This window comes from Nocardia puris (genome assembly GCF_003315035.1).
GTDB classification, from domain to species: domain Bacteria; phylum Actinomycetota; class Actinomycetes; order Mycobacteriales; family Mycobacteriaceae; genus Nocardia; species Nocardia puris.
Genome location: NZ_QNRE01000003.1, coordinates 38,899 through 51,731, shown reverse-complemented (window position 1 = coordinate 51,731; position 12,833 = coordinate 38,899). Strand labels below are relative to the sequence as shown.

General features: G+C 69.8%; 11 protein-coding genes. 4 read left to right on the top strand and 7 right to left on the bottom strand.

Annotated features, from left to right (window positions below; all coding sequences use genetic code 11):
* The first annotated feature begins 557 nt into the window (after window positions 1-557).
* From DFR74_RS10395 to DFR74_RS10380, 4 genes are all read left to right on the top strand, one after another.
* Window positions 558-1,439, top strand: coding sequence for a helix-turn-helix domain-containing protein (locus tag DFR74_RS10395; RefSeq protein ID WP_067510018.1), 882 nt, complete (start codon window positions 558-560; stop codon window positions 1,437-1,439).
* Window positions 1,436-1,639 (top strand): DUF397 domain-containing protein, encoded by a 204-nt coding sequence (locus tag DFR74_RS10390; protein ID WP_067510016.1) that lies wholly within the window; start codon window positions 1,436-1,438, stop codon window positions 1,637-1,639. Before DFR74_RS10395 ends, DFR74_RS10390 begins: the two co-directional genes overlap by 4 nt.
* 512 nt (window positions 1,640-2,151) lie before the next feature.
* Window positions 2,152-2,976, top strand: a complete 825-nt coding sequence (locus DFR74_RS10385) for a helix-turn-helix transcriptional regulator (RefSeq protein WP_084537758.1) — start codon at window positions 2,152-2,154, stop codon at window positions 2,974-2,976.
* A 384-nt stretch (window positions 2,977-3,360) separates the two neighbouring features.
* Window positions 3,361-4,308: a hypothetical protein gene (locus tag DFR74_RS10380; RefSeq protein ID WP_084537757.1), complete on the top strand. Its 948-nt coding sequence runs from the start codon at window positions 3,361-3,363 to the stop codon at window positions 4,306-4,308.
* Between the two features lie 178 nt (window positions 4,309-4,486).
* Here the strand turns inward: DFR74_RS10380 and mtnC are convergent, their stop codons facing one another.
* The 7 genes from mtnC to DFR74_RS10350 all read right to left on the bottom strand — a co-directional run bounded on the left by mtnC (window position 4,487) and on the right by DFR74_RS10350 (window position 12,824).
* Entirely contained in the window at window positions 4,487-5,176 is a 690-nt protein-coding gene (gene mtnC, locus DFR74_RS10375) for an acireductone synthase (protein WP_067510012.1), read from the bottom strand.
* Complete coding sequence (locus DFR74_RS10370) at window positions 5,173-5,748, bottom strand: 1,2-dihydroxy-3-keto-5-methylthiopentene dioxygenase (protein ID WP_067510010.1); 576 nt, start codon at window positions 5,746-5,748, stop codon at window positions 5,173-5,175. Before DFR74_RS10370 ends, mtnC begins: the two co-directional genes overlap by 4 nt.
* Window positions 5,745-7,433 carry a bifunctional S-methyl-5-thioribose-1-phosphate isomerase/methylthioribulose 1-phosphate dehydratase gene (locus DFR74_RS10365; RefSeq protein WP_067510171.1) on the bottom strand — a complete coding sequence of 563 codons (1,689 nt, stop codon included), beginning with the start codon at window positions 7,431-7,433 and terminating at the stop codon, window positions 5,745-5,747. Before DFR74_RS10365 ends, DFR74_RS10370 begins: the two co-directional genes overlap by 4 nt.
* A gap of 87 nt (window positions 7,434-7,520) precedes the next feature.
* On the bottom strand, window positions 7,521-9,830 hold the full coding sequence (locus DFR74_RS10360) for an arylsulfatase (RefSeq protein ID WP_067510008.1): 2,310 nt from the start codon (window positions 9,828-9,830) through the stop codon (window positions 7,521-7,523).
* Between the two features lie 107 nt (window positions 9,831-9,937).
* Window positions 9,938-10,084: a hypothetical protein gene (locus DFR74_RS35875; protein ID WP_157115840.1), complete on the bottom strand. Its 147-nt coding sequence runs from the start codon at window positions 10,082-10,084 to the stop codon at window positions 9,938-9,940.
* A gap of 154 nt (window positions 10,085-10,238) precedes the next feature.
* Window positions 10,239-11,978, bottom strand: a complete 1,740-nt coding sequence (locus tag DFR74_RS10355) for an NTP transferase domain-containing protein (RefSeq protein WP_067510006.1) — start codon at window positions 11,976-11,978, stop codon at window positions 10,239-10,241.
* A 105-nt stretch (window positions 11,979-12,083) separates the two neighbouring features.
* Window positions 12,084-12,824: a VOC family protein gene (locus DFR74_RS10350; RefSeq protein WP_067510170.1), complete on the bottom strand. Its 741-nt coding sequence runs from the start codon at window positions 12,822-12,824 to the stop codon at window positions 12,084-12,086.
* Window positions 12,825-12,833: the final 9 nt, after the last annotated feature.

Genomic DNA, 12,833 nt, shown 5'->3' with positions numbered 1-12,833 from the left:
CGCGAATAGTCCGACGTCGTCGGGGATGTCGGGGCGGACGAGGAAGGACCAGCGGTCCGAGCGGGGGTGGTGGAGGATCGGGCCGAGGTTCTCATTCTGGTAGCGGAGCTCTTGCATGACGGATTTCCCCGAGTCCAGCGGGCATGATGAGCGCCCACACGTGTGTTGCCGGAATGGTGATCCGGCCGAGGAATGGCGGATCGACCACAGCTGGAAGGTCGCATATCCGACGATAGAAGTAGCAACGTTCCTGCACGGTTGCGCCAAAAGGTATGCGGTCCAAGGTATCAACCCTCCCCCCGGTGCGCCGGCGGCGCATCGGGTGCGACATAGGAATTTCGGACAGGACCAACCTCGTCCGGGGGATCGTTGGAATCGCCGATCGTCGGACGTATGCGAGAAATTATTGGGCTCTGTGAGTAGACCACTGCGGGGTCCGAAAGCGTAGTATTCCCAACAGAATTAGAGGAAAGACGATTCCTTCCAAATCAACTGGAATGGTTCGGCGGCCCTGTCGAACAAGGGGTTTCATGGCAGACGATTCGGCGGAATGAACAGTGGCGCCGCAGACGACGACGCCGCCCCGGCGACTGCTCGCTCGCCGCCTGCTCTTGCTGCGGGAGGCCGCCGGCCTCACCCGCGACGAGGCCGCGAAGCTCGGCGAGATGAGTTCACAGACGTTGTGGCGCTTGGAGAAAGCTCAGGTCGCCGTCATCAAGCGAGGTGTGCTCCGTCAACTGTGCGACGTGTACGGGGTCGAGGACGAACTGCGGCGAGAACTGTTCTGGCTCGCGGAGGAGTCGCGCAAGACGGGTTGGTGGCAGTCGTACGGCAACGCGATTCTCGACCACAACAACCTGTTCATCGAACTGGAGCAGTATGCGAGCCGCATCGTGTCGTTCCAGCTGACGATGTTGCCGGGGCTCGTGCAGACCGCCGGCTACCGGCGTGCGATGGCGCGTGCCTATCGTCCGGCGTTGTCGGATGGCGATGTCGACCGCCATCTGGCGGTGCTCGCGAAACGCCAAGAGCGCCTGGCGGAATCGAGCGATGTGTTTCGCTTCGACGTACTCCTGAGCGAGGCGGCGTTGCGGCATCGCATGGGGGACGATCGGACCACGTCTGAGCAAGCCCGGCATCTACTCCTTCTCGGCGACCACTCTGGCGTGTCCATCAGAGTCATCCCCATGACCGCCGTCGGGTGGCTGGGGCTGCAGGTCGGTTCGTTCGTCCTACTCGAGTTCCCCGAGCACGCCAATCCTTCTCTGACAGAGCCGCCCGTGGTGTACGTCGAGAGCTACACTGGTGCCCTGTACCTGGACAAAGGTGTTGAGATCGAGCAGTATCGTGCCGCCATCGGCGAGATCGAACGCGTCGCGCTGGGGGATATCGAGTCCAGGTCGCTGATACGGGCGATTGCGGAGGAGTGCGGGGAATGAACGTCAGCATGTCCGCAGCGGACTGGTTCAAGAGCAGTTACAGCAAGACGGGCGGTGACTGTGTCGAGGTCGCGCATCTGGACGGCGCCGTCGGCGTTCGCGATTCGAAGAACCCGACCGGCCCCGCACTGATCCTCGCCCCCGCCGAGTGGGACGCCTTCCTCGCGGGCACGCGAAGCGGAGAGTTCGCGCACCGTTAGGGGATTGGTCGGCGGTGACGCGATGCGCGGGCCCGGCATGGTCGGCGACCCGGGCGACGGTTCGGTCGCCGCAGTCCTCCGGTCCGCTACGGAGATGTCGAGGGAGCGCACACTTCTCGAGCTGTCGCCTGACGGATGTCGCGACTTCCGGCAGGCTGATTCAAGTGACGCGGAGTATCACTTTCCCGGCCCCCGCGACACTCCCCGGCGCGACCGGATCTCGCGCGTTTTCCCGGGACCCGCGCACACCCGCGTACCCCGCGCCGACCGGCCCGCGAAGCGCGGTGACCAGGAAGAATGTAGCTGAAATTTAACTCCGACACCGGGTTTGGAGCGAATATACATGAGAGAAGTCAGTTAATATCGTGCGCGACGGGCGTCGCCCGGGGACTGGTGAAGACGGGAGAAGGGAAACGGAGTCGGCGCGGCGCGGGCCGCGCGATTCGAGCAGTCGACAGCGAAGTGCCCCACTTGTTTTGATACGTGTTCTTTTCTCATAGGAGCGGATTGCTGTGTCACGCAAGTCGAGCGAGGTCAGCTCAAACGGTCTGCTGCGGCCACCGAGTTTCGGAGGGGTGTTGCGCAGATTGCGCGACGATCGGCGGATCTCCCGCGAGAAGCTGGCGTTCGCGGCGGGTGTCAGTTCCAGCTACGTCACGCACCTCGAGGGTGGGGATCGCGAGCATCCCACGAAGGCCGTGGTCGAGGCGCTGGTCGGCTACCTGAACCGCATCAGCCCGATCTCCGACGCCGAACGCAGGCACCTGTTCGATCTGGCCGGGCTCTCCGAGGACGGTTTCCCCACGGTGGCGCAGCTGCGCGCGGGCATCGGGGCGGATATGCGCCGCAGGCTGGCCCTGCACGAACCGAACGTGGCCGGCTACCTGGACACCCGCTGGAACCTGTTGTGCTGGAACGATTCCTATGCCGAGGCCTTCCCCGGCCTGGTGGACGACGTGAACATCCTGCGCTGGTTCTTCGGCAACGAGGTGTCCCAACGGGTGATGGTCGAATGGGAGCGCGAGGCCATGCTCACCGTCGACTGGCTGCGCGGGCTCATCGGCCAGTCCGGCGACACCGCCTGGTCGACCGAACTCCTCGAGGAACTGGGCCGGTATCCCGAGTTCCGCCGCATGTGGTCGGCCGGCCACACCACCTACGGACGTGACCGGCCCCATATGCACCTGCGCGACCTTCGCACCGGCGAATGCTTCAGTCTCGACGCGCAACTCTTCCGTGTGGATTCCAGCAACCACCCGGGGCGCATCCAGTTCTTCCTCGGCATTCGCACCTCCTGCCCCGAACCCGCCGCGGCCCGCTCGCGCGAGGAGTCCTGACCCACACCGCGATTCGAGGCCGATGGGGCGCGCGGTGATTCGCCCCGCTCGCGTCGGCGACGGGACCGGGTGGTGCTCGGTCCCGCACCCGATGCCGGACGCCGCGAAAACAGGGGGCATGTCTCGACGGTACCGGGGGGAGTAATGTGCGGAAACGCATTGCCGGTGATATGCCGTGCCCGGATCGGCAGTCATACCCGGTAGGGCGCGCACTGCTCGGTGTAGGTACCCCTTGGGGCGCGCGGTAATGCACACCGACTCTGGACATTCACCCTCGCGACCGTCTTTGATCTTTTCAAGGCCCGATGCCGGGCGAACGCCGCTGCGGCGCCCGGCATTCGGCGGACAACCGAATTGCGCGAACATTGCGGGAGGCGAGTGCACATGGCCGAGGACAGTGGATCCACTCCGCATATCTCCCTGGCGGCCGCGGCCGATTGCGGCAACGGAACCTTCGCGGTCTGCGCCGACGAGGGGCGGGCGCTGTGGTACGGGCCGTTCCTCGACAGCGATGCCGACCATCCCCGCGGCGACCGGTTGGCCGGCACCATGGCCGCCGCGTCGCGCGCCGTGTGGTTGGCGGGCCGCGCCCGTGCCGACGCGGGGCACTCCGAAGCCACCCTGCATCTCACCGTCACCGACACCGACGTGGACGAGATCACGCTGGCGTGTGCCGCGTCCATGTCCGGGCTCGTGCTGGATCTCGTCTACTCCGAGGACAATCCGGCGCTGGACTGGTGCCACGTCTTCGGCAGCCTGGACTGGAATCCCGGGGCGCTGCTGAGCCTGGTCGACGCCGAAGCACCCGAACCGAGGCCGGGCAGGCACCTGCGCTCGGTGCGGGCGGCCGGCACCCATCCGCCCGTGAACACCGACACCGAGGAGGGGTTGCCCGTGACTCGCAACGCGAACGAGCTCCGGACGGAGCCTGCCGCCGATCCCGCCGTCGACCTGCGCGCGGCGCTGGAATCGCTGTTGCTGCGCGACGCCGCCGGTCTCGATGCCACCCTGCGGCACGCGATCTCGGCGGCCGTGCACCTCGCCGTGGACACCCCGCACGGTCCGCCCGACGACGCCGAGGAATTCCTCGGCCGCCTCGACGCCGCCTGGCTGCTGGCCGCCTGGTCGGGGCACGACGTGGAGATGTCGCTCATCGCCACCCTCGCCGCCGGCGAGGTGCCCGCGCTGTCGTGGTGCGAGCTGATGTTCACCACCGCGCTCGCGCCCTGGTCCACCAGCCCGGCCGCCGTGCGCGCCCGCCACATCTTCACCACCGCCGCCGCCCGCACGGGGCCACGCCGCCCACCGGTGATCCGGGTCTCCAACGGGTGATCCCCGAACCGAATCGGGTGCGGCACAATGTCGCACCCGATTCTTCGTCTGTGCGCACCGACACGCCGAGACTGCGCGAGACCGCCCGGCCCGGCCGCCGACTTCCGCGGTGAGTCCGCGTGTGCTGCGATCTCGGCGCGTCCCCGGAGAACGTGTTCGTCGCGCGGTTCGGGCGGGGCTAAACGCCAGGCAGGTCGATTTCGGTGAACGAGCTGATCCAGCGGTGTGGGGGTCGGGGGGCGTTCGGTTCGCCGTCACGGTGAACGCCGATTGCCGACCAGCCCGCCGCCACCGCGGCATCGAGTTCGTCAGGGTGATCCGAGAGGAACAGGATGTCCGCGGGAGGGAGCCCGAGAGACCGGGCGATCGTCTCGTAGGAGGCGGGCTCGCGCTTCGGGCCCGCCGTGGACAGGTCGAAGTGGTCGCCGATCAGTGCGGAGAGGTCGCCGCCGCGCGCGAAGGTGAACCAATCCCGTTGATTGCGCACCGAACCCGACGAGTACACGGACAGCGCGTATCCGGCCTTGTGCCACGCGACGAGTGCGGGCGGCACGTCGTCGAAGAACTCGCCGTGCAGCGTGCCGTTGCGGAACCCCTCGGCGCAGATCAGCCCCTGCGCGGTCTTCAGCGGCTCGGCCTTCACATCCGAACCCAGCCAGCCGCGCAGGATCTCGGCGACCTCGCCCACCTCGGCGTCCGGCCGCGCGGCCAGCTCGCGGGTGCCGGCCAGCACGGGCGCGGCGACATCGTCGCGATGCTCGGCCAGCCAGTCCGGCAGCCGGGCCGCGGTGTAGCCGTAGAGATCCTCGCGAACCGAGCTGGTGGGGCTCGTGGTGCCCTCGATATCGAGGACGATCGCGCGGGTCACGGGGCGGTGAGCAGCTCGTCGAGGGTGGGGAAGCCCTGGCTGATCGGGTCGCCGGTGAAGTCGCCCACCCAGCCGTCCTCCTCCTCGAAGAACCGGAGGGCGATGAAATCGGGCCTGGTGCCCATATCGAACCAGTGCAGTGTGCCCGCGGGCACCGACAGCAGATCGCCGCCCTCGCAGACCACCGCCAGCACCTCCTCGCCGAGGTGCAGGTAGAAGCAGCCGCGCCCGGACGCGAAGTAGCGCACCTCGTCCTCGGCATGCCGGTGCTCGCTGAGGAACTTCTGCCGGGCGCCCTCGGCGATCGCCGGCCACTCCGGGTTGGTGTCGTCGGGGTGGATGCGCGCCACGTCGATGTGCCGATAGCGGCCCGAGGCGTTGAGTTCGGCGATCCGCTCGGCGTAGTGGGCGAGCAGTTCGTCCGACGGCACCGCCGACGCGTTCTCGACCACCGGCCAGCGGTCGAAAGTGATGCCGTGCCCGGCCAATTCGGCGGCGATCACCTCGTCGTCGGAGGTGCGCACCCGCACCGCGGCCGCGTCGTCGGCGGCCATCACCTGCAGCAGAGTCATGTCGATCCAATCTCTAGCGATGGGGTGGGCGTGGCGAAGGCGTGCCGCCGCCCGGTGCGCGACACGAGTTCGCACAGGGCCTCCAGGCATTCGGCACGATCGCGCGCCCGGGAGAGATCCTCACCCCACGTGGTGATCCCGTGCCCCGCGATACACAGAATCGGTGGGGCGTCGGGGTTTTCACGCAGGAATCGTTCGATATCCGCGCCGATGCGCGGCACGTCACGCCAATTCGGGAACACCGGGAGGTCGACGGCGGTGGGATCGGCGCCGCCGAGCCCCTTGATGAGTTCGAGATCGGTGATCCGCAAGGTGGTTCGCGCGTCGGGGGAACCGTGCAGCGTGGCGAGGGTGGTCGCGAACGGGGAATGCACGTGCACGACGGCGTCGGCGTCGGTGGTGCGGTAGACGGCGGTGTGAATGGTGGTCTCGGCGGAGGGTTTCCGCAGTTGGCCGGGCAACGGCGCGGAGTCCGCGATCCGCACGCGCACCATATCCGCCACGGCCAGTTGCCCTTTGGACAGTCCGCTGCCGGTGATCAGAGCCTCGTCGCCCGTGCGCACGGAAATGTTTCCCGCGGTGCCGGGCATCCAACCGCGCGCGTACAGCTCGCGGGCCATCCGAGCGAGATCGGACGCATCCTCTTGCGCGCCACTGCCTTCCGCGCCCGGTGCGCGTTCCGGGATGCCGCCGTTCTCGTAGACCACGCCGTTCTCGGTGATCACCGCCGTCACGAGATCGGGCGGGGTCACGTCGAACGCCGGATTGAACGCCTCGGTCCCGGCCGGCGCCGTGGCGACACCGCCGAACCCGGTGACCTCGGCGGCCGCGCGCTCCTCCACCACGATGTCCGCGCCGGTGGCGGTGCCGGGGTCGCGGGTCGACTCGGGTGCCACGACCAGGAACGGAATGCCGTGCCGGTGCGCGGCCAGGGCGAGGGCGTAGGTGCCGATCTTGTTGGCGACGGCGCCGTCGGCGGTGATCCGGTCGGCGCCGACCAGCACGCAGTCCACCTGTCCGGTCGCCATGGCCCACGCGGCGGCGGAGTCGATGGTGAGCCGGTGCGGGATACCGGCCTCGGCCAGCTCCCAAGCGGTCAGGCGCGCGCCTTGCAGCAGCGGGCGGGTCTCGTCGACCAGCACGTTCTCGATCGCGCCGCGGTCGGCCAGCACCCGCAGCGCGCCGATCGCGGTGCCGAACGCGCTGGTGGCGAGGCGGCCGGTGTTGCAGTGGGTGAGCACGCGCAGCGGGCGCTCGCCGCACAGGCGCTGCGCGAGATCGGCGGCGTGGGTGGCGGCGGCCCGGTTGACGCGCCCGTCCTCGGCCAGCATGTCGAGGGTTTCGGCGAGCACCGCGTCGGCGCCGCGCGCGACGTGCGCGCGCACCCGCCGCACCGCCCAGGCCAGGTTCACGGCGGTCGGTCGCGCGGACGCGATCCGGTCGGCTTCGGCCTGCACCGCCGCCTCGTCCACCACGCCGCCCGCGGTGTGCGCCCGGGTGGCGATCACCACGCCGAACGCGCCCGCGATGCCGATGGCGGGGGCGCCGCGGATCGCCAGCGTGCGGATCGCGTCGATGATCTGGTCCACCGTGCCGAGCCGCAGCTCGCGCACCTCGTGCGGCAGTCCGCGCTGATCGAGGGTGACCAGCGCGCCGTCGTCCCAGATCAGGGAACTGTCCTCCATCGATTCCTCCGCACAGACCGGCATTCTCCCTGGTGAACGGTATCCGACCGGGCCCAACCCGCCGTACCCGGCTCGCTCGCCGCCCCGCTACTCCGCCACGAACTCCGCTTCCCGCTCCACCTCCTCGATCGTGCGTTGGGGGACGCGCAGGGGGCCCGGGGTGTAGGTGATGCTGCGGAGGGTGCCGGTGTAGCGGAAGGGGCCGCGGCGTTCGCGCAGGTCCCAGGAGACGGGGCCGCGGGCGTCGACGCCGACGGAGATGCCGGTCCACGGGGACATGCCGACGAGTTGGACGCGATCGCGGAGTTCGGCGGCCGGGGTGTCGCCGAGGGCGAGGGTGAAGTCCCAGCGCAGATGGGGGCGGACGGTGGCGGTGACGGTGATCCGCGTCGTGCCGGGGGCGAGCGAGGCCGAGGTCTGGGCGTAGTCGCCATAGCTGTTGATGCCGAAGACGATTCGGTCGTTCTCGACGTAGAGGAGGTAGCCGCCGAGCGGATCGCCGTGTGCCACCAGCACGCCTTCGTCGCCGGGCTCGAATCCCGCCAGCTCCGCGGTGATCTCGAAGTCGCGGTAGGCGATCAGGCGCTGCGAGCGGTAGCGCTCGAGGGTGGGCGTGCCGGGCAGCAGGCGCAGCGGGTCGCCGAATCGGGCCTCTTCGGGGCGTCGATGCGCCAGGTCCTGACGGGTCAGCAGCGGGAAAACGGCATTGGCCCAGGCGGATTCGTCCCAGGCGGCCGCGAGCTCGGCGGCTTTGTCCGGGAATCGCGCGGAGAGGTCGTGTAGCTCGGTGGGATCGGCGCGGACGTCGAACAGCTGCCAGTGCGGGTCGTCCACGTCGCGGCCGGGTTCGTGCAGGGACAACAGTTTCCAGCCGTCGCGGTAGAAGCCGCGGTGGCCGGCCATCTCCGAATACTGCTCGGTGTGACGGGTTTTCGCCGACGGGTCGCGCAGGAGTGCGGCGGCGGAGACGCCGTCGAAATCCTTGGCGGGCAACCCGTTGCGCACCGTCGGACGGGTCAGTCCGGCCAGCTCGAGCAGCGTGGGCGCGAGATCGGTGACGTAGGCGTACTCGTGCCGGATTCCGTTGTCACCGTCGGTGCGCGGCAACCCTTTCGGCCACGATACGAGCAGCGGCACGCGCACCCCGCCCGCGAAAGTCTGTCCCTTGTAGAAGCGGAACGGTGTGTTGGATGCCTGGCCCCACCCGCGCGGGTAGTGCACGCCGAGGCGGGCGGTGCCGATCAGTTCCTCGTCGTGCGGCACGTCGCCGACCCAGTCGGGGTCGTCGATGCGGGCGAACTCGGCGAAGTAGGTGCGGGTGCCCTCCGGTCCGCCCTCGGCGGTGCCGCCGTTGTCGGAGGTGAACACCACGATGGTGTTGTCCAGTTCGCCCAGCTGTTCGAGGGTGCCGAGGATGCGGCCGACGCTCTGGTCGATGCTGTCCACCATCGCCGCGTACACCTCCATGTACCGGGCGAAGCGCCGCTGCTCGTCAGCGGTGAGCGAATCCCATTCGGCCGCTTCGTATCCCGGTTCGGTGTTGCGCGGCTTCTGCCGGGTGCCCGGTGGGAACAGCCCCTGCGCGAGCTGATTCGCGAACCGCTCCTGCCGCAGCCGGTCCCAGCCCTGCGCGTAGCGGCCGCGGTACCTCGCGAGGTCGACGGGCTTGGCCTGCAGCGGCCCGTGCATGGCGACGTGCGCGAAGTACAGGAAGAACGGTTTGGTCGCGTCGTGCGCGCGCAGATCCTTGATGTAGGAGACGGCCTTGTCTGTGAGATCGTCGGTGAGGTAGTAGTCCGGCGGATACTCCTCGACGTCCACCACCGAGCTGTCGGAGACGAGCTGGTTCGGATAGTAGAAGGAGTTCAGTCCCTCCAACGAGCCGTAGTAGCGGTCGAATCCGCGCTGCGTGGGCCAGGAATCGCGGTGCGCGGCCGGGTTCATCGTGGCGTCGCGCACCAGGTGCCACTTGCCGACGGCGTAGGTGGCGTAGCCGTTGGCGCGCAGGATCTCCGGGAGCGTCAGCACGTCGTCGGCCAGTTCCAGCCGCAGCCCCGGATACCCGGGATCGGCGTTGGCGACGAAGCCGAAACCCGCGCGGTGGGCGTTGATCCCGGTGAGCAGGGACGCGCGCGAGGGCGAGCACAGCGGGGTGGTGTGATAGTTGGTGAGCCGTACGCCGTTGTCCGCCAAGCGATTCAGCGTGGGCGTGTCGATCTCGGAACCGAACGGGCCGATATCGCTGTACCCCATGTCGTCGACCAGGACCACGACGATGTTCGGCGCATCCGGCGCGGCGGTGGGTGGATAGGTCCACTCGGGGGTCGATTCGGCGGTGGTGCGGCCGACGGTTCCGCCGAAGGATTCGTAACCGCGCGCGTTGCTGGGGACGGACATCCATTCGGGAAATCCCGGCTCGGCCGCGCGAGGCCAGGTTTGCGCGCAGCCTGCGTGGAATACGCGACGCGGCCGCCGGGAGGGATCCGGCGGCCGCGGTCGGACGGTCAGTTGTGGCGGCGGTCCGGCGGGCGGCGGTCGTCGGTGCTCCGCTCGGCCCGGGGGTCGGCGCCCTGCTCCTGGCGCTGCTGTTGCTGCTGCCTCGGCATCTGCTTGGGCATTTTCTTAGGCGTCTTCTTGGACTTGTCAGCCATTTCCACTCGGTCCTTTCGGGTATGTGAGTGTTCGCCTAACGAGATCACGATAGCGATCGTGCATCAATTGGGGAAGGAAATGCGACAGGTCATTTTCGGTGAGCGTCGGGCGTTCGGAAGATCCGCCCGTCGGGGGCGTATTCCGGCGCAGTGACTATCGCGGTAGCGGCAGGAACTCGACCAGCGTGCCGTCCGCGGCGTCGGGCGGGACGATCACCAGGCCGTCGCGGTCGACCAGCCCGCCCAGGTGGGCGGTGCGGACGCCGGGATCGCCGATCCAGCCGCCGGCGGGCGCGATGCGGGCGGGCACCACGCGGGCGACCGGACCGGAGATGTCGGAGGCGTTGTGCAGCGGTCCCACGAAGGGGCGCCCGGGGTGCGCACGGGTGCGGCCCTCGACGATCGCCGGGGTGAGGGCGAGGAGGGTGGCGACGGCCGCGAAGGGATTGCCTGGCAATCCCAGAACCGTTGTGCTCCCGCTGGTTTCGGCGATGACGGTGGAACCGCCGGGGCGCAGTCGCAGGCGCGGAACCACCACCCGCGCGCCGGTCCGGGAGAGGGCGCCGCGCAGTTGGTCGGCCGCGCCGCCGCCGGTGGCGCCGACGACGACGAGCAGGTCGCAGTCGGTGGCGGCGACCAGGACCTCGTCGAATCCGCGGGCGGTGTCGCGCAGGTGCACCCGGTCGGCGGCCTGTACGCCGCAGCGGGTCAGCAGATCGGGCAGGATCGGGCCGATGGAGTCGCGGGTCTGCCCGGTCTGGAGGGGGCCTTCGCCGCGGATCTCGTCGCCGGTCATGACGATGCGGGCGCGCAGCGGGCCGCGCACCTCGCCCTCGGTCACCTCCACACTCGCCGCGGCGGAGATCAGCGCGGGCGTGACCGGCGTGCCCTCCGGCGCGACCACGTCGCCGGGGACACGGTCTTCGCCGCGGCGGCGCACGTCGTCGCGGATCGGGGTATCGGGGACGCGGTGCAGCGTGTGATCGGTACGCACGTCGGCGAATTCGTCCCGGAGGACGGTGGTGGCTCCGTCGGGGACGTGAGCTCCGGTGGCGATGCGGACGGCCTCGCCGGGCTGCAATCCGGCCGGGCGTTCGCCGCCCGCGAATCCTATGTCGCGCCGCAACTTCCACGGTCCGTCGCCGGATACCGCGTAGCCGTCCATCGCGGAGACGTCGAATCGGGGGAGGGCGGATTCGGCGAGAACGGAGGCCGCCAGCGCCGCACCGCGTGCGTCGCGTAGTGGCCTGCGCTCTGGTGCCAATGGGGAAAGCTTCTCGCGCAGGGCCTTCCGTGCCTCGGACAGCGCGAGCGGCGCGGTGTCGGCGATCCGCTCGCGGGCCTCGCGCACGTCGTCCTCGGTGTCGCAGTCGTCGATGTCGGCGAGCGTGATCGTCGCGGTGTGCGGCGGGACCAGGACCTTCATCGGCTGGTTGATCGGCGAGTCCAGTTCCGCCAGAGCCGATTTCAACGCGTCGCGCCGCCACACCCCGATCAGGTACTGCGGGCGGCCGGACCCGTCGGCCGCGAACACCGCGTCCGCGCCGGATTCTGCGGCGTGCCCGAACAGTTCGTCCACGGTGTCCCGGGACAGGAACGGCATGTCGGCGGCCAGCACCAGGACGTGGGGTGCGTCGGAATCCGCCAGCTCGCGCAACCCGGCATCGACCGCGGCCACCGGTCCCGCGCCGGCCGGGGTCTCCCGCACCTGCCCGATCTCCGGCGCCAACTCGGGCCGGTGCGGCCCCACCACCACGATCCGCGCGCACCCCGCCGCCGCGCTCAGCGCCGCCTCGAGCATCGACCGGCCGCCGATCACCAAGGCCGGTTTGTCGACGCCGCCCATCCGGCTGGCCCGCCCGCCGGCGAGCACGATCGCGTCCCCGACCGTCATCGGTCGCGCTCCGCCGCGAGGTACCTCATGCGGAAAATGCTAGTTCGACCGCCCGGCCGGCCTTCGACACAGGGCGTGACCGGGGCGATCCGCCACCTGCCCGCCTCACACCCGCGACAGGTCCGGCGCCGGATCCAGCAGACAGAACTCGTTCGTCTCCGGGTCCGCGAGCACCGTGCCGGGGGCGCCGCCGAAACCGCCCGCCACGCTCCGCGCACCCGCCTCGCGCAGGCGCGCGAGTTCGGCACCGCGGTCGGCCGACGAGGTGAGGTCCAGGTGCAGCCGGTTGCGGCCTTGCTTCACCTCCGGGTTGCGGACGAATTCGAGCCAGCACCCGAGCCCGGTCGCCGAGCGCAGCCCCGCCACCCGGGTGCCGAGGTGGGCCACGGGCCACCCGGAGGCGGCCGACCAGAACTCGGCGAGCCGGGCGGGCTCGCGGGTGTCCACCACGATGGCCGCGACCGGGCCGGTGTCGACGTAGTGCTCGCGCGGCTCCAGCACGCAGAACTCGTTGCCCTCGGGGTCGGCGAGCACCACCCACGGCACGTCGCCCTGGCCGATGTCGAGGTGGCGGGCGCCCAGCGCCAGCGCGCGGTCCACCTGGACCCGCTGGTGGTCCCGCGACCGGCTGGCCAGGTCCAGGTGCAGGCGGTTCTTCGTGGATTTGGGGTGCGCGGCGGGCAGGAACGTCAGCGCGATGTCCATGCCGTCGGGATCGGGCGCGGCGACGTCGACCTCGTCGGGCCGGTCCAGCGTGACCGACCAGCCCAGCAGCTCGGCCCAGAAGTCCGCGACGACGCGCGGCTGCCGCGCGTCGAACACGACACAGGCCAGCCGAGTCGACATGACATCCAC

Excerpts from the sequence above, each read along its gene's own strand:
- DFR74_RS10390 (WP_067510016.1), top strand. The coding sequence starts at position 1,436 with ATGAACGTCAGCATGTCCGCAGCGGACTGGTTCAAGAGCAGTTACAGC.
- DFR74_RS10370 (WP_067510010.1), bottom strand. The coding sequence starts at position 5,748 with ATGACTCTGCTGCAGGTGATGGCCGCCGACGACGCGGCCGCGGTGCGG.
- DFR74_RS10355 (WP_067510006.1), bottom strand. The coding sequence starts at position 11,978 with ATGACGGTCGGGGACGCGATCGTGCTCGCCGGCGGGCGGGCCAGCCGG.
- DFR74_RS10350 (WP_067510170.1), bottom strand. The coding sequence starts at position 12,824 with ATGTCGACTCGGCTGGCCTGTGTCGTGTTCGACGCGCGGCAGCCGCGC.
- DFR74_RS35875 (WP_157115840.1), bottom strand. The coding sequence starts at position 10,084 with ATGGCTGACAAGTCCAAGAAGACGCCTAAGAAAATGCCCAAGCAGATG.
- DFR74_RS10365 (WP_067510171.1), bottom strand. The coding sequence starts at position 7,433 with ATGGAGGACAGTTCCCTGATCTGGGACGACGGCGCGCTGGTCACCCTC.
- DFR74_RS10380 (WP_084537757.1), top strand. The coding sequence starts at position 3,361 with ATGGCCGAGGACAGTGGATCCACTCCGCATATCTCCCTGGCGGCCGCG.
- DFR74_RS10360 (WP_067510008.1), bottom strand. The coding sequence starts at position 9,830 with ATGTCCGTCCCCAGCAACGCGCGCGGTTACGAATCCTTCGGCGGAACC.